The sequence below is a fragment of the Chryseobacterium sp. SG20098 genome, from assembly GCF_031844745.1.
In the GTDB taxonomy this organism is placed as follows: domain Bacteria; phylum Bacteroidota; class Bacteroidia; order Flavobacteriales; family Weeksellaceae; genus Chryseobacterium; species Chryseobacterium cucumeris.
The window spans coordinates 1977292-2000123 of record NZ_CP134622.1; the positions used below are offsets into that span (position 1 = coordinate 1977292).

Consider the following 22832-nt stretch of genomic DNA (forward strand, 5'->3'; position numbering starts at 1 on the left):
TTTACTTTTGGTGCCTATTACAGGGAATTTTCATCCTATTCTATTTCACAAGTCCGTGTAAAAGGCCTATTTTTGCAAAAAGTACCGATGAAATACCCATTTTACATTGCGATGCTGTCGTTATCGATGATCTCATGTGAGAATAATGACAATACGATTGATGATCCGAGACCTGTTGATAAAAATGTTTACCAGTTTCAATTTAAAAGCTATGTTGTAAAAAATACCGTGTTGTACCAGGGGGCAAAAGGAGAAAAATCTACTCCGGATGAATCTTATCTCAACAAGTATTGGAGTCTGTATCAGGAACCCGCCTGGGAAAAAATAAGCCTTGATCTTAAAAACAAGACTATCAAGTTGCTGTCAGAAAACTCAACTACAGATTTTACTTACAGTTTTACCATGGTGAATGATTCTGTAATGATCAAAGAGAATAACAATAATAAGCCAACTTACATTGGTGATTTCCATAAAGACACTTCTTCGTTCACTTTAAAAAGAACGTACAGATATGTTAAAAAAGTCCCCCGAGATGATCATGACGCCCTATTGATTACTAAAAGCGCTCATTTTGGGACCACCCAATACGAAAATATTTTTGTCAATATATTTTCTACTCCTTCTGAAATGATCAAAACAGGAGATCAGGTTTTATGGAGCAATATTGAATATTCTTATAAAGAATGGTAGTTACCCCTCATTTCTTAATTATTAAACTAAAAAAACTTCCTGTCTTATTAAGATCCAGGAAGTTTTCATTGATAAACCTTCTATAATAATATATGTCAAAGATCGTTTATTGATAAACCATACCATGAAAATAAAATTTTCACTATTCTTTCTGTTTTCATTATACTTATTCAATGCCTAGATTTCCGACCAGCTAAAACAACTTATCGACCCTATAGATAAAGAATATTTTGACTTAACGATTAAAGAGGATTATGATACAGACAAGTATTCCAAATTATCCGAAATGTATAATGAAATTGATAAAACAGCAACCAATGATGAACTGTTTTATTTGGCGGTTAACGGAAGTACATTTATAAGAATCAATACAATATCTTCTCTTATAGATAGAAATGACAAAAGGATTGTAGATTTATACCGTTATTATTCTAAGTTTACCTTAATCTATTATCAGAAAATGGGATGCGTGGTCACGGCTCAGGATATGGCATTAAGCAGTATACGGGGAAAGATTATGAATAAAATTAAATATTATGAACTGTATAAGCATATGAAAACACAAAAAAATTGGGAACTTCTATTTTCTAGTGAAGACATTGAATATTATGAAAAATTCAATGTGGGTGATTTTAAATTGTATGTAAAAGCATTTGATGAAATCGACAAAAAATTTATTCCAGAAAGAATAGAAACCAATGATTCCATCAAAGAAATATGGAAAGATAATAAACTTCATGTACCTTCATTATAAAAATAAATCCCAGGTAATATTCCCGGGATTTTATTTTTATTTCTTTACAAAGACTTTCTCTATAATCTGTGACTCTTCATTACTTAGTTTTGAGGCTTTCCCCAGCTTGGCAATGAAAGTGGCTACTTCTTCCGGTGTCGCAGGTGATCCCAGATTTTCTCCTTTAGCATCAAAAGAATCTGCCAATACTTCTCCTTTTGGATTTAGAATCAGCCAGAAAGGAAGCCCCGCGTTTCCGCCTTTATATTTATTCATAAGCTCCTGCCCGCCTGGATTTTCAAGGCTCTTCTTATCACCTCTTTCCTGAACGTCTACATATGCGTTGACAAATCTTTTATCAAAAATAGGTTTGGTTTCAGGGAGATCCATATTCTTTTCCATCATTTTGCACCACTTGCACCATGAAGCATGGAACACCAGTAAAACATTTTTCTTTCCTGCTTTAGCTTCTGTGAAAGCTTTATTTAATACAACATCTGCATTTTCCTGTGCTGCTCCCAACTGGAACAGTAACAAGGTTGCAACGATAATAATTTTAGAGTATTTCATTTTGAATTTTTATTTAAAACTTAAACGAATTTAGGTATTTTTATCAATAATATAATTCTAGTTTTCAATCATTTTAGTTAAACATTTTGTAATTTCGTCTTTAACAAAGAAATTTCTTTCACAGTATAAAAATAGAAGTACCCCAATCTCTAACAGGTCTGCAAAATGATTGAAATAAAAAAATATTCTCATCAGTCCGGGCATTCTGAACCAAGAAGAGTCATCAGATACACCTTATTCTGGTGCCAGTCCGGAAATGCAGAAATTCTGATTGATGAAAATATTTTCATCATGACAGCCGGGCAAGTTGTAACGATTACCTCAGGGCAGTTTCATCAGTTAAAATCGGTGAAAGGAGAAGTGACTGCTCTGGAATTCACGCTGGATTATTTCTGTAAAAGCGACAATGATATTGAGCTTATTTTCCACAACGGACTTTTCTGTCATTTTGGAATGAATGAAATGATTGCTATACAAAACCCTTCATTTTTTACTGAAACGCTGAATGTTATTGAAAAAGAAATTCAGGAACAGCCTTACCAGTATCTGATCTCTACGCATTCTATGGTTGAATTGCTATTGGTGGAAATCAACCGCAATAAAATTGCCAATGGTGATGAAATCTGGAAACCGGATGCTTTATTTTTAAAATTCCTTGAAAGTGTAAGAGATCATTTCCAAGACAATTATCAGGTCTCTCATTTTGCAAATCTTCTTGGAACTACTGAAGCCAAACTGAATGAGATTTCAAAACTTCATACCAACAAAACGGCTCAGAATGTGATCTACAGTCTTACCATCTCCGAAGCCAAAAGACTTTTACTCTACGAAAAAACTTACCGTAAAAGAAATCGCCTACCAGCTAGGCTTTAATGATCCTTTCTATTTTTCAAACTTCTTTAAAAAACATACCTCACGTTCTCCAAAAGAGTATCAGAAAGCGGTAAAGGAAATGTAAAAAAAGGAGTTTCAGTCTGAAGAAAAAAAATTAACAGCCTCTTATTAACTTCCCTCTTCCCTCAGATATTATATGCTTTTTCCAGAATTGTCTATTCTTTAGGCAACGGCTTTCGCTGAACTTTGTACTGTAATTAAAACCTAAAAATTATACGTATGAAAACGCAACAGGATGCCGCCGTTTTTTTATTAAGAATTGCTCTGGCTGTCGGATTTTTATCTGCTGTGGCAAGCAGAATGAATCTTTGGGGAGCACAATCTTCCGGCTGGAAAAATTTTGTTCATTATACCGCGGAAACCAATTCATTTTTACCACAATCTTGGGCAGCCATTATTGCAATATTATCTACCATTGCTGAACTGTCAATCGGAATCCTGCTTCTTTTAGGTTTTCAGATAAAAAGAACAGCAACGTACGCCTCTATTCTCTCTTTATTTTTCGCAATAGCCATGAGCATTTCTTTTGGAATTAAAGAGCCTCTGGACTATTCAGTCTTCGCATTCAGTGCCGGAGCGTTTCTTCTGCGTACTTTTCCCCGTTACGTATGGAGTTTAGACCAACTTTTACATCAATAACAATTAAAATTTACATATTATGAACACCAACATCCACGATTACATCGTAAAAACAGAACAGAAAGAATGGCAGCCTTTAATTGAGAAAGGGATTCATTATGAAGGGATTTTTGTAAAATCTTTGAAATTTGATCCTGAAAAAAAACGTTCTACCAGTATTCTTTTAAAATTTGAACCAGGAGCCAGCTATCCTTATCACAATCATCCTGCAGGAGAAGAATTGTTTATCATGGAAGGTGATGCAATTATTGCAGAAGCCCGGCTTGAAAGTGGTGATTATTTATACACTCCTCCAAATTTCAAACATGCCGTGAAGTCAGAGCAGGGCTGTATCATTCTTTTTATTATACCGGAAGAAGTGGAAATTCTTTAGGCTGATAGCCAGATAAAACCACAGTAAAACTTTTTTACTGTGGTTTATTATAATTCAAAAAAATAGGGTTGCATTTATTATTTCAAAGCTGTTTTGTCCGGTGATAGTGAATTGAAATCTATTAATGTTTTTTTCTTTCTTATAATATCTACCAAAGTCTGTACTGAAAATGTGAGCATGATATGGAATAGAATAAGTACTGATACATATCCAATTTCATGTTGTCTGTATCCGAAAATTCCTTTTCCCCATGAGATCAGTATCCATTGGATCATATACATTGAGGTTAAATTTTTACTGCAGTATTTTAAGACACGTATAAAACGATTTTCTTTAACTTTGGTAGTCATGGTATTGATTAACCATAAAAACAGTAAAGTCCAGCCTGCAAAATAAATAACACCTCCAGGGCCCATATGATAAAAACCATTGTAATGATAATCTCCATACAGAAAAACCAGCGGTGCCCCTATAGCAATGAATAACAAGCCTATATAGAGCATATTTCTAAATATCTGTTGCGTATCGTAGTTCAATTCCTGAAACCATTTTCCAAAAAACATTCCGATGATGATAAAAGCCATCCATGGGAAAACAGGAAAATAGACATAGGCAGGATAATCGGTATTGAAAAGAAGATCCAGGACATAATTGATCACAGGATAATCAAGAGTAAGCCCGCTTACCTCCCTGGAGATCAATGCAACGAATACACCTATTGCCAGCATAATGTATTTATTTTTCACATATTCTCTGATAAATCCGACAAACAATAAAGACATTCCTGCCAGCTGTAAAATATCACCCAACTGCACCAGATATACATACTGCTGCTCTATAGGCGCATGCCATCGTATTTTTGCATAAAATTATCGGGAGCAAAATTAAAAATCACAGGAATCATAAAGTTCATAAAGTTCATAAAAAGACCAGCAAACACCAATAAAACACCTCGTTTTAAAGCACTTTTAAGACTTTGATGGCTGGAAGTCATGAAAGTAATTCCCATACAGATCAGAAAAATGGAAGTTCCCCTTCCAAGAAAAACAATAAAACTGCCGACAGCTGTTTCATATTGTGATTTTACATTGGCATACACCAATAAAGTATGTATAATGATCATTCCGATGACACTTATACCCTTTATTATATCCAGAGTAAGGATTCTTTTGTTTTGTGATTCCATAGTTTTTAATGAGAATTTGGATTAGATGGACAAAATTGTATTCAATAATGATTTTCTTAAATTATATCTTTATTTATTCTAAATAAAAAATCAAATATACAAATTAAAACCACTTCTCATAATTCATGAATCAATTTTCATAAAACAGTAATACTTAAATACCTACTCCACTATTAATTAGAATAATATTTCCAACGTTCAAGTATGTAATTTTCCCTTGAATTGTCCGAAAGTGAAACGGTTAATACTCACTATCCTTTAATAAAAAAACTCTTCCATCCGGAAGAGTTCTTATCATATCTAAACTTATAACTCGGAACCATAATGTGATCTTTTAGAAATCATAGCCCGAACCAAGCATTTTTATCCAGATCGGTTTATACTCCGGGTTTTTAATACCTTCCGTATGATAGGGATTACCATGAACAGGCTTATTGGATTGCTGACTAATAGGCTGATCTAAAGCAAAAACATTCTCTGCAGGAATATGAAGTTCTTTACAAATTTTCGCTAGCTCTGTTGAAGCACCTTCTTTCACATGGTAGGTTGCAAAAACATTTTGGGGTGATGTCACCAGTTTTTGAGAGTACCAGCCTGCAATTTTTTTTGTTTTAGAATCACTGTAATCCCAGCCACCAGAAAAGCTGATAATTCTTGCTACAGACTCATGCTGGGCAATAAATTCAGCCATTCCTCCACCCTGGGATTGACCAGCGATGGCAATTTTGCTCCAAAGAGGTTTACCTGTGTTCTGATCCAGATATTGAGACCAGACACCCTCTTTATCATTTTTCGACAAATACTGTAAAAGTTTTGTCAGGCGAGGGATAATGGCATCCTGATACTGATCCGGAATAGGCAGAAAAGTATTATCACCATAAATACGTTTCCTACGAAACTCAGCAGCACAGTCAACATCTTGACTCAAATAATCACCTTTACAGACCTGCGAAACTCCAGGTGCACTCATAAAAGAGAGTGCAATAATTCTGTATCCCTGGTCCAATGCTGTTTTAAAAAAGCTCTGAGGAACATGATCAGTTGATCCTCCGGTTCCCGTAAGCCATAACAACACTTTATTGTTTTTAATGGCCTTGTCATAAATTACACGATGCGCACTGTCCCAATTCTTTACTGAAGGGTCAGCTTCACTGGGTTTCACCTTGAGTCTTTTATATGCTGAAAAATCAATAGTCGGACTTACCTTTTGCGCTGTCAAATTTGCGGACAAACTTACCATGACAAGTAAAATAAATGTCGCAATAGCAGATAACGAAATTTTTTTCTCCATAATATATATAATTAAATTAAACAATTCAAAACTCTTTAAACAAATATTAAAAATCAGATCTCAGGATAAAATCTACTCCCATTTGAGCATGTAGCAATGTGGTATTGAATATCGGTATATTCAGATCATTTTGCCCTATAATAAGGGGAAATTCAGTACATCCTAATATAATACCCTCCGCACCCTTTGATTCCAGAATTGCAATCTGATCCAATATGTATTTTTTTGTTTCAGGCTTTAAAATACCAAGAGACAGTTCTTTTTGTATAATGGTATGAAGCTTTTCTCGGTCTTTCTCTTGGTCGGGTACCATTATATCAATATCATATTTATCTTTTAGGATTTTTGCAATAAATGGCTCCTCCATGGTAAATATTGTTCCAATAAGCCCAACCTTACAGAGCCCTTTTTTCCGGACTGCAGCGCCTATTGCATCTCCAATGTGCAGTATGGGAATCATGCTATGCCGTTGCACATCGTGATACACTTTATGAGGTGTATTGGCACAAAACATTGTGGCAGATGCTCTGGCTTTATACAACTGATCACAAGCCTCAATCAGCATTCTTGCTATTGCATCCCATTGATCCGACTTTTGTAACTGATGCATACAATACTGATCAAGATTTACTAATACAAGAGGAGGATTTGTATTATTACCGAAATGATCATTGATGGTTTGATTCAGGTACATGTAATATTCCAGCGTTGAATGCCAGGAAAGACCTCCGATAAGACCTAATTTTCGTAACATAGGATGCTGCATATTTTGATGATTTTCTGTAGAACTTGTATTGTAATTAAACATAAATTAATTGAAGTATTTTTTATTTTTATCTTAATAATATTTCATATAATCTTTAAATTATTCATTCCTAATTTCAAGTACCTTAAAATTAGGCTACGATCCATTGCAGATTATATTCGTAATGAAAATAAGCTATACCAAAAAGCATAGCTTATTTTTATATCTTGAAAATGGTCTCATATCAAAAACCTATATTGCAGATTTTCAATAAATAAGAAATCCTTATCTTTCTATTTACTAAATTACAGATCTTATATTTCTATATTTTATTGATAAGATATGCTACTTATTTCCCTAAATAAACAAACATATTCACACTTAAGCTTTGAGGCTGTATATTGATGGACTGCTGCGCTACACCGCCGTTTACACTATTTGTGTTAAATGAATGGGAGTGCGGATTCTGGTATAATACATTAGTATTAACATGATCAAGATTTCTCGTACCTGTACCAATTTTTCCAGCTAAGAAGGTATATGAATAAGTATCAGTTGCTGGTCTACCATTGTTATTGATAATATCATACTTTATAGTAGGCTCAGCAGAACTGGTTGTACCGGATAACTGAAAATCAGGCAATTGATTCCTTGCTATTATACGGGAGTTGTTACTGTTAATACTTCCCAATCTTGTACCATCCTGTACTAAGTAAGAGTTACTGGCATTAGGAATATATGATGCAAAACCTAAAGAATTTGCCGCAGCTCTTTGAGTAGTAGTCAGACCACCTGTTGGTCTTCCATCTAGTTTTACCCATCCGTTATGATCAGAAACTGAAAAACTTGCCTTAATATCTCCAATATTAGCTGAGCTTACTCCAACAGTACCCCCATCGGTAGATCTCCAGTAAGAATTACTGAAAACATATTCCAGTGCTTTACCATTGGGAACGGTAACGCCATCCAGTGTAGCTCCAAATCCTCCTGTAGTATTATTATAAACGATCAGTCTCTGGCCCGCATTTGGAGCTGCTGGAGCCGAAATAGCCACATTTGCTGTAGCAGCACCAGTGAGCTGTACCTGGCTTACGTTAGGCGGAACGGTAACATTATTACCAGAAACAGTTAGTACAGTTTCACGATTGGTAATCGCTCCATTCACATCCATTGCTGTACCCGGGGTTGTGTTAACACCTACATTCCCCCCTGCTGGATTTAACACCAGAGGAAGTCCTGTAGCAGCTGTTTTGTTCTGGCTTGAAATATAAGATCCATAAGGAGAGTTTGCATAGGTTCCGAAATCAAGAGCATGATTACTGTTTCCATCAACCCGAAGTGTGGCATTGGTAGTTGCTGTACCCAGTGCAGAAGGCTGGGCATTGCTCCCAGCTACCACCAGTTTATTAGTGGGGGTCACAGTGCCTACTCCAACATTTCCGTCTGAGGTAATACTCACTTTCTGAGTATTATTGGTAGTAAATCTCAGATCATTAGCTGTAGTGGTCCCCACAGAAACTACACCTCCTCCGATATATGTTTTCAGATTAACTGTACCATTGGTATGATTCAATCCAAAGCTATTATCTGGTGTACTGATGGTAAGTTTGGTATCGGGTGTTGTAGTACCGAGACCTACACGGTCATTAGCCGCATCCACAGAAAAGGTACTTCCATCCACAGAAAAGGCATTGGTCTTTGTACCTGTAAATGTTAAGGTATTAGCTCCCTGTATTACTTTTCTGTGACCAGTAATAGTTCCATCCGCATTATAGATATTGACAGAAGAAACTCCCCCTGAACCACCATCAATAGATCTCCATCCAGAGTTACTGTATATATATTCTAAAGCTTTACCATTGGGAACAGTAACGCCATTCAAAATAGCTCCAAACCCACCTGTGGTATTATTGTAGACAATAAGGCGCTGACCTGCATTAGGAGCTGCAGGGGCTACAACAGCTACGTCAGCGGTAGCTGACCCTGTAAGTTGTACCTGACTTACATTAGCTGGAATAGTAACAGAATTACCTGTAACATCCAATGTTGTTTCACGATTGGTAATCGCTCCGTTCACATCCAATGTTGTACCGGGAGTAATTGTACCAATCCCCAGATTACCATTGGGGGACATCATCAAATCATCTTTAGCCTGAGCTGCGGTAGGTACTCCTGTGGGTGGGTTATTTTTTAGCCCATCAACGCTAAGTATTCCCTGAGGATTCGCTGTATTAATCCCCACTTGTGACTTGGCCAACAGGGAAAAGATAACAAACATACTTGTTAGTAATAAATTTTTTTTCATCATTTGTGAATTAATTTTAAAAAATTAGTTAATATTAAAAAAAATCATTTGTGTGTGAATAATGTTATAAATAACATCAACAATATTAGAACACTTAAAATGAAGCTCAAAATAGAACCATACAACACACATGCATTTCGCATACATCAATAGTACATCATATCTCAAATACTATAAAACTCATATAAAAGCATTACTAATTCACAAAAACAATATATTTAATATACCTGCTATATTTTTATAAAAATTACAATAAATTACTTGTTTATACTTAACAAAAAGCAAATTGAAAACGTCTGTATTCAGAGTTAATAATATAACAAACAGTTATTTATTTTTTTCAATCATAGAAATAAGGAGTATTGCTCCCCAATAATAAATGATCAAATTAACTGGTTAATATGCCTGAAGTAAAAGTAGACAGCAAAGTTCCGAAATGATATTGAACATCTATTAACATTCAAAAAAGAAACATTTTGATTAATTAAGAGAATTATCCTTAAGCTGCTTATTAATCGGTATGAAAAAGCTAACCGGAAAGCTCAGCAGCTCCATTCTTTTTATGATAAATTTATTAAAAACTCAAAATTCTAATATCATAAGAAAAAGTATTAAATTCCTTGACGATAACTCAGAAGAGGAAATAATATGATGACAGAATCGCAAGTACCTGAAAAAAAAGCATTATACCCCATTATCCCCTTAATCAGATAATAGATTATTTATGACATAATAAAAACACATTTTCTTAAAGCTGGTATACAGCTCATTTCTTAATTAAATTAATAAATATAAAATGAAAATCTATATAATACAAGGCTGAATGTTTCATTATGCTATTCAAAATTTCTATGGCTCCGTTATAGATCTGAAAAAAAGATACAGATCTGTCTCGCTTTCCAGATTCAGTTTTTTCCGTATCCTGTATTTTTTTGTCTGTACAGATCTGTGCTCCATAGAGATACAATGTGCAATTTCCTTTGAAGAAAAGCCTAGCCATATCAAAGCACAAAAAGCTAAATCCGACTTGGAAAGATTAGAATTTATTTTTAACAATTCCTTATATAGCTCCGGATAGGTTTCCTGAAATTTTGGAAAAAAATCAACCTTTTTTTCTTTGGCGAGTTGAATAATATGCTCATAATTTTCACTGAGTTTTCTTTTTAAGTCTTTTGTTTCCTTTCCTATTTCAATAATTATTTTTTCGCTTTCCGCAAGCTTTTTTTTCTTTTTTCTTATACGCAAATAAAAATAAACAGCAATTAAAATGACTAAAAACATGGAGATACCACTATACCACAAAGCGGTATTATTTTCATTTTTAAGTTGAGCCTTTTCATTTTCCCTTTCTTTATTCAATATGTTAATGGAAAGATCTATGGCTTGGTTTTGGTTGGCATCCAAGCTGTCTTGCAATAAGATCGATTTGTTCAGATATTCATTTTCTTTATCAGAATTACCTTCTTTTTTATAAAGTGCAGACAATTCCTTATAATTGTCAAGAATAAGCTTGGGTCTGTTGACCTGTTTTGCAAGCCCGATCGACTTCTTAATTGAATCGATGGCCTCGCTGATTTTTCCCTGACTGTGCAGAAATACCCCATAGTTCTGTAAAACAACAGCTCTCTGGTATTTGTTATGTTTGAAGTTCTTGGTTTCTAAAATCGTAAAAGCTTTTTGAAAGTAATACCAAGCAGAATCAGGCTTCGATTCAAATAAAGTATAGTGTTGTGCAATATTAGCTATATCGAGAGGATTTGCATCTATTTTCATAGATTTATGGAGATAAATAATGGCAGAATCAGGGTGTTTTATCTTATACATGTATACAGATCTGGTTGAATAGACATAGCGTAAAAACAGGCGGCAGTCCCGGTTATCTTTTCGCAGCTTCAAACCATAATTCATCGCTTTTGAATTGTATTCCAAAGCCAACCTGCTCACATCCATTTTACTATAAACCTGGCCATACTCCTGATTAATTTTACCAAAAAGAAAATTATTATTGCTTTTCCTGGATATATCTTCAGCCTTCTTTAAATATTCCAGCCCCTTCTTTACATCACCTCCAAATATAAACCGGTTGGCAATATTGGTATACCCTATTGCCTCTCCTTCACGGTAGCCAATCCGGATTGCTTCTTTTATGATGCGTTTATTCCAACGGATAAGATCATCGTCGGATATTCTTGTCCGAAGTACTTCGTTTGTTTTTATCAATAAAGTATCAATATTACTTTCTGTATAGTGTTGGGACAATAATTCTGAACAGCATAGTAGTAAGGAAAGCAAAATTATTTTATTGATTTTTTTTAAAAAGAACATAATAATAAATAGTTAATTGAAGATAAAAAACTACTGATAATGACCTAATAGAACTATTATTCAGATCAATAATTACAAATTTGGAAGGCATAATCATTACAGAAAAAAACAGGGCAATACTTCCCTATCCATCATAATTTTCCGTTCCATGTAATACAGTTATTATAAAATTCACCCTTTTCCGGATGATATTAATTTTTATGCAAAATTCAGAATCTCACGAGGAGATCAGTGGGTAACTTTTCTTATACACGTATCTATTTTATTTTTCACAAGGTTAAAAAAAGTAATAAAAAATACATAAAAACAACATACATCACACATACATCATACATCTAAATACCCATTAATAAAGACTCATAACACATGATATAACTTCACGACATCTGCTATAAAAGCACCTATTTCCACCTGGCAGCAAAAAAAATTCCGTACAGAATCAACATATTTATCTGTCTCTTTATTAATGTAAATCAATAACACATTCATTTCTCCTCTATAAACCGTGATTTGAAATTATATTGATAAACCAATCTTCATTTTCAACCTCTTTTAGTAAGCTGATAAAAAGCAACCAAGACAAAAAGTAAAGATAGCACCCTCTTTTTTAATTCACTACGAAGAGGTTTAATTTATTAATAATTTTTCCTCTTATAACTTATTTTTTCAATAAAAACACGCAAATGATGTACCTATGATATACCAATGCTGTATCTATGATAAGCATATAATACGCTTTACAAACTTCACCAAACATTACCTTTGCAAAATAAATAGTAAGTAAACATGTAGATAGTTCAGTAATATCTTCATTGCTATTATAATTGTTGATATAAGAAATGATTAATTAACATATATTATGAAAAAAAATTTATTCGTAGTGGGGATGCTTGCTACTTTTTCATTGGTAAAATCACAGGTTGGAATTAATACAACCAATCCTCAGGGAGTATTTAATATTGATGGATTAAAAAATAATCCAACAACCGGGACACCTACTGCTGCTCAGGCTAAAGATGACCTGGTGACAACTTCCAATGGTAATCTGGGGCTGGGTGTTATCACTCCCGGCACCACATTGGATGTGAACGGAGCAATTACCAACCGTGAAACGCCATTGGCTGTCACAGGTAATGCCGTTACGATCCCAGCTAATGTAAGTTTGGTACAGCTTACAGGAGCAGCTACTACAAACATAACTGTTACAGCACCTGTTGCTCCTAATGCAGGTCAGCGCCTTATTGTCTACAATAATACCACAGGTGGATTTGGGGCTACTTTGAATGGCGTTACTGTTCCTAATGGTAAAGCACAGGAATTTATTTTCAGCAATTCATCCTGGAAGTCTATTGATGGTAGTTCCGGAGGAGGCTCTTCTGTCAATATTTATAACACAGATGGCACCCTTACGGGAAATAGAACGGTAACACAGGGAGCCAATACCTTGGCATTCACAGGGACACAAACTAATGCATTTTCTGTAGATGGAACTACCTTATCCGTGGATGCAGCCAATGGCCGTGTAGGAATAGGTACCACTACTCCTGATACCAAACTTACCATCAGTACTCCTGATAATAGCTTCGGTTTGAATCACACTAATGGTAGCGTTAATTTTAAATCCTATATCGGAGGAGGTGTAGTATCTGTAGGAACCACTACAGCTAATGATCTGAGATTTACTACCAACAATACCCAAAAAATGACAATCACTCCAGCTGGAGATGTAGGGATAGGTACTACTACACCTGATGCTAAACTTACCATCACTGCTCCTGATAACAGTTTCGGATTACATCAAACTAATGGCGCAGTGAGTCTGAAATCTTATATCGGAGGAGGTGTAGTATCTTTGGGAACCACCACGGCCAATGATTTGAGATTTACAACCAACAATACCCAAAAAATGACGATAACTTCAGCTGGAAATGTTGGAGTAGGGACTGTGACCCCCACTAATAAACTGGTGGTAGCTGGGAGCAATGGCCAGCCTTCTGCACTAGGAACAGCAACTACCAATGCCACGCTTCGGGTTGATGGAAACAGTAATCATGCTCTTGATTTCGGAACCTATGCAAACTTTCCTTATGGATCTTATATTTCAAGCCAGAATAAAACCTCTGCTGCAGGTCTTCCTTTAGTACTCAATCCAGTGGGTGGAAATGTTGGCGTAGGCACCAATGCTCCTGATAATTCAGCTTTACTTGAGCTCAATACAACCAATAGAGGTTTTTTACTGCCCAGGGTATCATTAACATCTATGACGGATGGATCTACAATTCCTTCTCCTGCAAAAGCGCTTATGGTTTATAATTCCAACACAGGATTAGCTCCTTATGGAGAGGGGGTTTATTATAATTCTGGAACTTCTACAGCTCCTAGCTGGAGTAAATTAGCTCCCCAGACAACTGATTATCAGCTTTTAGGGGTTTTTACTGATACAGCAACCTTTCCGGTAGATCAGCTAGCAACGGGAAATGGTGTTATTATAAATGATCTAGATCTGGGATTGTCTGTTTCCGTTACAGTTCCTGCCAATAGCACTGCTAAAATTGTTGTCGATTATAATGTTCCGGTCGGCACCACAAATACAGCTTCAAATGAATTAGGCTATTATGGTGTACGCTTTATCAGAAACGGCGGAGAAGAGCCAGCAGGCTCGAGAAAATATACTATTCCTGAAGGTAATAATGGTTCTCAAATGGTTTCTACCGTTGGAAAATATGCTGAGACCTATAACAATACCAGCGCTTCTCCTGTTATAATAACCTACACTTTAAATGGATATGTTGAAAGTACAAATCATCCAGTTAGGTTTAATATGTGGGCAGCTTCAGGACAAAACTTCAACTGGGGTGTAGGCTCAATATCTGCGACAGCTTTTGCTAAAGGTAATTAATACAAAAAAAAGATTAATAATTACTATAAAGGCCTTTTGGAGGAAACTTCAAGAGGCCTTTTTTATTTTCCTGAATCAATAAAACAAATATCAGATTTTAAATTTATTAACTAATCCTTTTAATTAATACCCGAGATTAATGATTAACAAAGTTTTTTTATTGAGATGATTTAAGAATTACTGATTACAAAATATGTAAAACAGATATAAAATTTCGTTAATTATCTACCAGAGACTTAAGGAATTGATAAAGATCCACATCTGATCCGAGGTTGAGTTTTTTTCTCAATCTGCTTTTCTTTATCTGTACAGATCTGTGTTGCATAAAAGTAAACTCAGCAATGTCTTTGGAAGAGAATCCTAACCAGATTAAAGCACAGAATGCCAGATTATCCTTAGTTAAATCCGGATTGATCGCCAATAGCTTTTGAGAAACATTAGGATAAACTTCATGAAACTTTTCCAAAAAACTAATATCATTATTTTTAGCCAATTGAATTAAATCTTCATGTACTCCTGAAATTCTTCTCTCCAATACTTTGGTTTCATCTTCTTTTCTGGAAATTATTTCTTTGCTTTCTAAGATTACTTTCTTTTTTTTATGATTCTGATAATATAAATAAGCCAATACCAACAAAATTAAAAAAATTATAATGCTGCTATAAATAAATATCTTTTTTTTGAGTGTTTTATTTTCTTCTGTTTTTTCTTTTTCTATTGTTTTTATAGATAATTCTACACCTTTGGCTTGTGAGTTTTCCAGACTGTCTTTTAATTTTATATAATATTCCAGATATTCTTTCTCCTTTTCTAAATTACCGGAGTTTTTATAACATGATATTAAAAGCTTGTATATATTTTCAGAATGCCCAATATTTGTTAATTTTTTATTGTATTCAAGAGCTTTATTTAAATATACTATTGCCTTTTCATAATTTTTTTCTTTAAAAAAATATTGTGCATAGTAATAGTAAAAGACAGATATCTGATAACTATTAGGTTCATGTTTCTTTTTGCTTATGATATCCATTCCCTGCTCCAGATAGATTTTAGCGGCATTCTGGCTGGGATGATATTCGATATAATGATTGGCAATTTGAGAGGTTGTACTTAAACTTTCATATAACAGAGAGGATTGTTTTAAATAATAGAGCGCAGAATCCAGATCTTTTTTTTCATAAAGAAAATTTGCTCTTGTAGTATACACGTAAGATAAAAATTTACCCCTTCTATCCTTATCTTCAATTTTATTTCCGTAATATCCCCCTTTAGAATTATACTTCAGACCTGTATCATACAGCTTCATGACATAATAGGCCTGCGAATATTCCTAATAAAGCTTAGCAATTGTAAAAAAATCAATCTCGCTTTCGTTTTTATGTAATATGCTCTCTGCTGCATTCAGATTTTTTATACTTTCTTCTCCATTTCCTAAATTCCAGCATTGATTGGCAATATTGATATGAGCCCAAATTATTCCTCTTACATAATTTTCTTTTTTCATTTTTTCTAACATCTCCTTATTCCAAAGAATAATTTTTTCTCTGGGAATATTTTTTTTCCCCATTTCTTTAGGCGTATTCAAAAGAATTGAATCATACTCTTTATATTTAAGATCTTGGGAAAACAGGAGGCCAGATGAGAAAAGAAACCCAACTGTAAATAAAAATTGAAATATGTGTTGAAAGTATTTCATTACATGCTAAAATAAAAATAATTTTAGAAAATAGCATTAAATTAATTAAATAGGAAACATATTTTATATATCATATATTTTTCTTAAAGCATATTGCTTTTTATCTACATCTTTTTAATTGCTATTCGGTAAAATAATATCTAATTCAAACTAAGAAATCTTCTGAAGATTTATAAATAATATAATTATTAGAAAGGGTACAAAAAGATGAATGGAAAAATAGATGCATAAAAAACCCGCTTTAAAGTTTAAAGCGGGTTTAAATTATTTATTATTTATTAAATCAATAATTATTTTACTTCTTCGAAGTCAGCATCCTGTACATCCTCAGCTCCGGCGTTTCCACCTGCATTCTGAGCACCTGCTGCATCAGCACCTGGCTGTTGACCTGCTGCATATAATTCTTCAGAAGCGGCCATCCAAGCTGCATCTAACGCTTCAGTTTTAGCTTTTACGTCATCAGCATTTTTAGCTTCAAAAGCTGTTTTTAATTCTGCATGAGCTGCTTCGATTGCTGCTTTTTTGTCAGCAGAAAGTTTCTCACCGAATTCTTTCAATTGTTTTTCAGTCTGGAAAATCAATCCATCAGCCTTGTTGAAGATTTCAACTTCTTCTTTTCTCTTAGCATCCGCTGCAGAGTTTTCCTGAGCTTCCTTCTTCATTCTTTCGATTTCTTCGTCAGAAAGACCTGAAGAAGCCTGGATTTTAATAGACTGCTCTTTACCAGTCCCTTTATCTTTAGCAGATACACTTAGAATACCGTTAGCATCAATATCGAATGTTACTTCAATTTGAGGAACTCCTCTTGGTGCTGGTGGGATATCCTGAAGATCAAATCTACCGATTTCTTTGTTATCGTTGAACATTGGTCTTTCCCCCTGTCCTACTCTGATGCTTACAGCCGGCTGGTTGTCAGAAGCGGTAGAGAATACTTCAGATTTTTTAGTTGGGATCGTAGTATTCGCTTCAATTAATTTTGTGAATACAGAACCCATTGTTTCGATACCTAAAGAAAGTGGAGTAACGTCAAGTAATAATACATCTTTTACATCACCTGTCAATACACCTCCCTGGATTGCTGCACCAATAGCTACAACTTCATCCGGGTTTACTCCTTTAGATGGTTTTTTACCGAAGAATTTTTCTACTTCTTCCTGGATGATTGGGATTCTTGTAGAACCACCTACCAGGATCACTTCGTCGATATCAGAAGTGGATAAACCAGCATCTTTTAATGCTTTAGCCACAGGCTCCATAGATCTTCTTACAAGATCAGCAGATAATTGCTCGAATTTAGCTTTTGTTAAAGTCTTCACTAAGTGTTTAGGACCTGTAGCAGTAGCAGTGATATATGGTAAGTTGATTTCAGTCTGAGGAGAAGAAGATAATTCAATTTTCGCTTTTTCAGCAGCTTCTTTCAATCTTTGAAGAGCAATGGCATCAGCTTTTAAATCTACACCTTCTTCAGATTTGAACTCATCAGCCATCCAGTTGATAATCACATCATCAAAGTCATCACCTCCTAAGTGCGTATCACCGTTTGTAGACAATACTTCAAATACACCGTCTCCCAAATCAAGGATAGAGATATCGAAAGTACCACCACCAAGGTCATATACTGCGATTTTCTGATCTTTATGGTTTTTATCAAGACCATACGCTAACGCTGCAGCGGTAGGTTCGTTGATGATTCTTTCTACTTTAAGACCTGCAATTTCACCTGCTTCTTTAGTAGCTTGTCTTTGTGCATCGTTGAAGTATGCAGGAACAGTAATTACCGCTCTTGTTACTTCCTGTCCAAGATAATCTTCAGCAGTCTTCTTCATTTTCTGAAGAGTCATTGCAGAAATTTCCTGTGGAGTATATTCTCTATCGTCGATTTTTACTTTTACTGTATCGTTTGGTCCGGCAACTACTTTATAAGGTACTCTTGTGATTTCAGAAGCATCATCTTTAAAGTGGGTTCCGATAAATCTTTTGATAGAGTAAACAGTTTTTGTTGGATTCGTTACAGCCTGTCTTTTTGCAGGATCACCTACTTTTCTCTCTCCGTCTTCCGTAAAAGCTACGATAGAAGGAGTAGTTCTCTTACCTTCTGCGTTAGGAATAACAACAGGGTCTTTACCCTCCATTACAGCAACACAAGAGTTGGTTGTTCCTAAGTCAATTCCAATTATTTTACTCATAATATTTTATATTTTTTCTATTTTTAATTTAATTTACACTCTCAATTTCTCAATATCTGTACCATTCAAAAAATTATGACAAAATGACACAATAAAAATAAAAGCCCCGATAAAATCGAGGTTTTGAAATTATATTCAGGAAAAAAAATCATTTTTTATGTATGAAGATATGTCAACTTCTCCTCTATGAGGTGAAAGATACTATTTACTTTCTTTTAAAACCCGGATTAAAAAATACCCAAGGTCAGGATCTACGGAATATATCCTTCCTGTATTAATGCCAACTCCCATTCCATTAGCTCCAAAACCTGCACCGTCTATTCCGATGCCTGAAAAGCTGTAGAATTTATTAAACTGCTCCGGCTTCCATTTTACCCATACTGCCATTCCAGTAATTCCTCCTTTTACTATTTTAACCTCTTCATTTTCCTTTATTACTACAGTTGCAAATGTATTGTCTTTTACTTCTTTTCTGGCTCCGTTTACTTTAAACTTTGACGTATTTTCACTATTTAAAACGGGTTCCCCAATAATATAAATTCTATTTTTTTCAATCAGCAGACTTTGATCTTTGATATCAGAATCCCGGATATGATAAGTATCCAATATCAGTTCAGACTCATTTTGTTTATCTCCTTCTTTGAAACTCACAATATAATAGGCATTGGCCCCTGCATTCTTTGCTTCATCGCTAATAGCTGTAAACAAATGTCCGAGGTAGGTACCGGGATAATGAGCTTTATATCGTCCTAAAAAAGCAGATTCATAGTTTTCCTGATTCTGTAAAGGAATCATAAATTTCTGAGGAGACAGGTTTTCCAAATTTCCTTTTTCCAAGACCTCTACATATTGACTGTATACCCAACCAAATAACTGTAGCAGAAGTATAATCGTAATTTTTTTCATGGTTACAAGTTTTTATAATTCTTTAAAGCATTTTCTCCAATGAATATATATCCTGATTAATGGCAAATAGTTCGTGATATAAATATATCAAAAACCACTGAAAACCAATTACTTTATAAGGAAAATCGAAAATCACAAAGAACAACTCACCAAACCTTTAAAAATTAATCAAAGTTTAACCTAAGAAATAGAGGCAGAATCTTTGTGAATTATTATTTTTGATAAAATATACACATTTAGAATGTCAATACACTTTAATCCCCGAGATATTACTTGGCTTTCCTTTAATGAAAGAGTTTTGCAGGAAGCTATGGATGAAAAAGTTCCCTTACATTTAAGAATACGTTTCCTCGGAATTTTCTCCAACAATTTAGATGAATTTTTCAGAGTGCGTGTTGCCGGATTAAAGCGCGCCATGGATTTTAAGGAAAAAGTGATTGCCGAATCTTTTTATCAGCCGCCATCCAAGATCCTTCAAAGAATCAATGAAGTTGTGATGAGACAACAGCTGAATTTCGATAAAACTTGGAAAAAAATCCAGACCGAAATGGCTGATCATAAAGTTTTCATTAAAAACGCCAAAAACCTGACAGCCAACCAAAAAGAGTTTGTCAGACAATATTTCGATGAAGTGGTAGAATCCAATGTGATTCCGATTCTTCTTCATGAAAATACTCCTATGCCTTATCTGAGAGACAAAAGTCTTTATCTGGGAGTGGCTATGAGAAAAAAAGACTGGCAGTATTCCAGCAATTATGCCATTATTGAAATTCCATCCCGCTTTGTGGGAAGATTCGTATTGCTGCCAACGGAAGATCCGGAAGAAAAAAATGTCATGTTACTGGAAGATGTGATTACCTTTAACCTTCCGCATATTTTCTCTTATTTCGGATATGATGAATTTGCAGCCAATGCATTCAAAGTAACAAAAGATGCAGAACTGGATCTGGATAATGATATCAGAACCAACTTTGCAGAAAAAATAGAAAAAGGTCTTAAAAACAGAAGAAAAGGGAAGCCCACCCGTTTTGTTTTTGATAAAGATATGGATAAAGCTTTGCTGGAACTTTTGATCAGGAAACTGAACTTAACGAAGAAAGACAGCATCATCCCTGGAGGAAAAATTCATAATTTCAAACATTTCATGGATTTCCCTGATGTTTTTGAAAAGTATGAAAGACCTGTAGAAAGAACTTCTTTTACGCATCAGGCATTTGAACATGGGGGAAGGGTGACTGACGTAATTTTAAAAGAAGATGTACTCCTTACCTTCCCTTATCACAAGTACAATCCGGTGATTGATCTTCTTCGCGAGGCTGCGATGGATCCGGATGTAAAATCAATACAGATTACCGCTTACCGTCTTGCAAGCAGCTCAAAAATCATCAATGCTCTGATTTACGCTGCCAGAAATGGTAAAGAAGTGACTGTGATGCTGGAGCTTCAGGCAAGATTTGATGAAGAATCCAACCTGGAATGGAAAGACATGCTGGAGCCTGAAGGAATTACTGTTCTTGTAGGAATTCCTAATAAAAAAGTACACGCCAAACTTTGTGTCATCAAAAAGAGAGCCCACAATAAAACCATTCAGTATGGCTTTGTAAGTACCGGAAATTTCAACGAAAAAACAGCCAGAATATATGGTGATCACCTGCTGTTGACCGCTGACCGCGGCATCATGGCGGATATCAATAAAGTATTCAATGTATTGAAAAAACCGAAAGATGACTTTATTCCTATTTTGAAAACTTGTAAAAATTTATTAGTTTGCCCTCAGTTTATGCGTGAAAAGATTGTTCACCATATTGATAAAGAAATCGAAGAGGCCAAGGCAGGAAGAAAAGCAGAAATCATCGTTAAAGTCAACTCAATGAGTGATCGTGCTCTGATTGAAAAAATATATGAAGCTGCCAAAGCCGGAGTGGTGACCAGAATGATCGTAAGAGGGATCTATTGTGCCGTCAATCAAAAGGAATTCAGAGAAAAAATAAAAGCCATCAGTATTGTAGACGAATATCTTGAACATGCCAGAGTCATGTATTTTTACAATAAAGGGGCCGAGGATATGTACATTTCTTCCGCAGACTGGATGACAAGAAACCTGGATTACAGAATTGAAGCAGCCGCTAAAATCACTGATAAAAACCTTAAGAAGGAATTAAAAGACATTCTGGACATCCAACTTAAAGATAACGTAAAGGCAAGGATTTTAGACAAAAAACTGAGCAATGAATACGTAAGAAATGATAAACACGAATGCCGATCACAAATAGAAACCTATAAATATTTAAAAGCTAAAACAAGCAAGAAATGAAGATAGCAGCGATAGACATAGGGAGTAATGCAGCCCGCCTTCTAATCAATGAAGTAAAGATCAACAACAGAAAGCCTGAATTCATCAAGCTCAACCTTCTCAGAATTCCTCTGAGACTGGGAATGGATGTTTTTACCATCGGAAAAATTGGTCCGGAGAGAGAGAAAATGGTCATTGATTCCATGAAGATCTTTAGTGACCTGATGAAAATATACAAAGTAGATCATTACAGAGCCTGTGCTACCAGTGCCATGCGTGATGCTGCCAACGGTAATGATATCATCAATCTGGTAAAAGATACATCAGGAATCAATATTGAAATTATTTCCGGTGATGAGGAAGCTACCCTGATTTATGAAAATCATGTTGCAGAAGGTCTTGATAAAGAATTTGCCTATCTATATATTGACGTTGGTGGAGGTTCTACAGAGCTTACCTTCTATGAAAATGGTAAAATGGTCTATGAAAAATCTTTCAATATCGGAACGATCCGTCTTCTCAATAATCTTGTGACTATGGACAACTGGAAAGAAATGAAGGATGAGATCAAAAAAAATATTGTCAGCAAAAAGCCAATTGTTGCTATCGGTTCCGGAGGAAATATCAACAAAGTATTCTCTATGAGTAAAACCAAAGACGGAAAACCGATGTCTTTGTCTCATCTGAAAAAGGTTTACAAAGAATTCAATGAGCTTTCCGTAGAAGAAAGAATGACCAACTACAACCTGAGAGAAGACCGTGCCGATGTACTGGTACATGCCCTGGGAATTTTTAACAATGTTATGTCATGGTCTGATATCAATAAGATCTTTGTTCCTAAAATTTCCGTAGCAGACGGATTGATCCATAATATTTACAGTCAGCTGCAACATAAAAAGTAACAACAAACAATACGATTGAAAGCCAGCTATTTTTGAGCTGGCTTTCTATTTTAAAAACATTTCCATGTCATTGCGAGGAACAATGTGACGAAGCAATTTCTATTATTAAGTTTTGGCTAAAGCCAATAGAAGGTAGCTCATTTTTTAAGGCGGGCTAAAGCCCACCCCTATTGAATTATTGAATCCGGACATTTAAGAC

20 protein-coding genes are annotated in these 22832 nt (G+C 34.9%); 9 read left to right on the forward strand and 11 right to left on the reverse strand.

Features of this window, described 5'->3' with window-relative positions:
- Window positions 1-87 precede the first annotated feature (87 nt).
- Window positions 88-690 carry a hypothetical protein gene (locus RHP76_RS09015; RefSeq protein ID WP_311230006.1) on the forward strand — a complete coding sequence of 201 codons (603 nt, stop codon included), beginning with the start codon at window positions 88-90 and terminating at the stop codon, window positions 688-690.
- A gap of 286 nt (window positions 691-976) precedes the next feature.
- Complete coding sequence (locus RHP76_RS09020; protein WP_311230007.1) at window positions 977-1444, forward strand: hypothetical protein; 468 nt, start codon at window positions 977-979, stop codon at window positions 1442-1444.
- 36 nt (window positions 1445-1480) lie between these two features.
- Here RHP76_RS09020 and RHP76_RS09025 read toward each other — a convergent pair whose 3' ends face one another.
- The gene (locus RHP76_RS09025; RefSeq protein ID WP_311230008.1) at window positions 1481-1993 is read right to left on the reverse strand and encodes a thioredoxin family protein; all 513 of its coding nucleotides are present in this window, start codon (window positions 1991-1993) and stop codon (window positions 1481-1483) included.
- Window positions 1994-2158: 165 nt separating this feature from the next.
- Here RHP76_RS09025 and RHP76_RS09030 point away from each other — a divergent pair, with 165 nt between their 5' ends.
- From RHP76_RS09030 to RHP76_RS09045, 4 genes are all read left to right on the forward strand, one after another.
- Window positions 2159-2866 carry an AraC family transcriptional regulator gene (locus RHP76_RS09030; protein WP_311230009.1) on the forward strand — a complete coding sequence of 236 codons (708 nt, stop codon included), beginning with the start codon at window positions 2159-2161 and terminating at the stop codon, window positions 2864-2866.
- A complete protein-coding gene (locus RHP76_RS09035) occupies window positions 2844-2951 on the forward strand; it encodes a helix-turn-helix domain-containing protein (RefSeq protein WP_311230256.1) in 108 nt (35 codons plus the stop codon). Before RHP76_RS09030 ends, RHP76_RS09035 begins: the two co-directional genes overlap by 23 nt.
- Window positions 2952-3106: 155 nt before the next feature.
- Window positions 3107-3526 carry a DoxX family membrane protein gene (locus RHP76_RS09040; RefSeq protein WP_120232020.1) on the forward strand — a complete coding sequence of 140 codons (420 nt, stop codon included), beginning with the start codon at window positions 3107-3109 and terminating at the stop codon, window positions 3524-3526.
- A gap of 19 nt (window positions 3527-3545) precedes the next feature.
- On the forward strand, window positions 3546-3899 hold the full coding sequence (locus RHP76_RS09045; RefSeq protein WP_311230010.1) for a dimethylsulfonioproprionate lyase family protein: 354 nt from the start codon (window positions 3546-3548) through the stop codon (window positions 3897-3899).
- 77 nt (window positions 3900-3976) lie between these two features.
- Here the strand turns inward: RHP76_RS09045 and RHP76_RS09050 are convergent, their stop codons facing one another.
- The 6 genes from RHP76_RS09050 to RHP76_RS09075 all read right to left on the reverse strand — a co-directional run bounded on the left by RHP76_RS09050 (window position 3977) and on the right by RHP76_RS09075 (window position 11718).
- A complete protein-coding gene (locus RHP76_RS09050; RefSeq protein ID WP_311230011.1) occupies window positions 3977-4708 on the reverse strand; it encodes a heparan-alpha-glucosaminide N-acetyltransferase domain-containing protein in 732 nt (243 codons plus the stop codon).
- Between the two features lie 26 nt (window positions 4709-4734).
- On the reverse strand, window positions 4735-5085 hold the full coding sequence (locus RHP76_RS09055) for a heparan-alpha-glucosaminide N-acetyltransferase domain-containing protein (protein ID WP_311230012.1): 351 nt from the start codon (window positions 5083-5085) through the stop codon (window positions 4735-4737).
- Window positions 5086-5419: 334 nt separating this feature from the next.
- Window positions 5420-6376: a BPSS1187 family protein gene (locus RHP76_RS09060; protein WP_288443292.1), complete on the reverse strand. Its 957-nt coding sequence runs from the start codon at window positions 6374-6376 to the stop codon at window positions 5420-5422.
- A 46-nt stretch (window positions 6377-6422) separates the two neighbouring features.
- Window positions 6423-7130, reverse strand: coding sequence for an aspartate/glutamate racemase family protein (locus tag RHP76_RS09065; protein WP_311230013.1), 708 nt, complete (start codon window positions 7128-7130; stop codon window positions 6423-6425).
- 340 nt (window positions 7131-7470) lie between these two features.
- Window positions 7471-9429, reverse strand: coding sequence for a beta strand repeat-containing protein (locus tag RHP76_RS09070; RefSeq protein ID WP_311230014.1), 1959 nt, complete (start codon window positions 9427-9429; stop codon window positions 7471-7473).
- Between the two features lie 846 nt (window positions 9430-10275).
- Complete coding sequence (locus tag RHP76_RS09075) at window positions 10276-11718, reverse strand: helix-turn-helix transcriptional regulator (RefSeq protein WP_311230015.1); 1443 nt, start codon at window positions 11716-11718, stop codon at window positions 10276-10278.
- 892 nt (window positions 11719-12610) lie between these two features.
- On the opposite strand from RHP76_RS09075, the gene RHP76_RS09080 reads away from it, so the two are divergent.
- Complete coding sequence (locus RHP76_RS09080; RefSeq protein ID WP_288443300.1) at window positions 12611-14650, forward strand: beta strand repeat-containing protein; 2040 nt, start codon at window positions 12611-12613, stop codon at window positions 14648-14650.
- 217 nt (window positions 14651-14867) lie between these two features.
- Here RHP76_RS09080 and RHP76_RS09085 read toward each other — a convergent pair whose 3' ends face one another.
- The 4 genes from RHP76_RS09085 to RHP76_RS09100 form a co-directional block, all read right to left on the reverse strand.
- Window positions 14868-15956, reverse strand: a complete 1089-nt coding sequence (locus RHP76_RS09085; RefSeq protein WP_311230016.1) for a helix-turn-helix transcriptional regulator — start codon at window positions 15954-15956, stop codon at window positions 14868-14870.
- Between the two features lie 24 nt (window positions 15957-15980).
- Window positions 15981-16346: a hypothetical protein gene (locus RHP76_RS09090; protein WP_311230017.1), complete on the reverse strand. Its 366-nt coding sequence runs from the start codon at window positions 16344-16346 to the stop codon at window positions 15981-15983.
- Between the two features lie 290 nt (window positions 16347-16636).
- The gene (gene dnaK, locus RHP76_RS09095) at window positions 16637-18532 is read right to left on the reverse strand and encodes a molecular chaperone DnaK (protein ID WP_216444021.1); all 1896 of its coding nucleotides are present in this window, start codon (window positions 18530-18532) and stop codon (window positions 16637-16639) included.
- A gap of 201 nt (window positions 18533-18733) precedes the next feature.
- Complete coding sequence (locus RHP76_RS09100; RefSeq protein WP_311230018.1) at window positions 18734-19438, reverse strand: hypothetical protein; 705 nt, start codon at window positions 19436-19438, stop codon at window positions 18734-18736.
- 241 nt (window positions 19439-19679) lie between these two features.
- Between RHP76_RS09100 and ppk1 the strand changes: the two genes are divergently transcribed.
- Entirely contained in the window at window positions 19680-21752 is a 2073-nt protein-coding gene (gene ppk1, locus RHP76_RS09105) for a polyphosphate kinase 1 (RefSeq protein WP_311230019.1), read from the forward strand.
- Window positions 21749-22633: a Ppx/GppA phosphatase family protein gene (locus tag RHP76_RS09110; RefSeq protein WP_288443306.1), complete on the forward strand. Its 885-nt coding sequence runs from the start codon at window positions 21749-21751 to the stop codon at window positions 22631-22633. Before ppk1 ends, RHP76_RS09110 begins: the two co-directional genes overlap by 4 nt.
- Window positions 22634-22832: the final 199 nt, after the last annotated feature.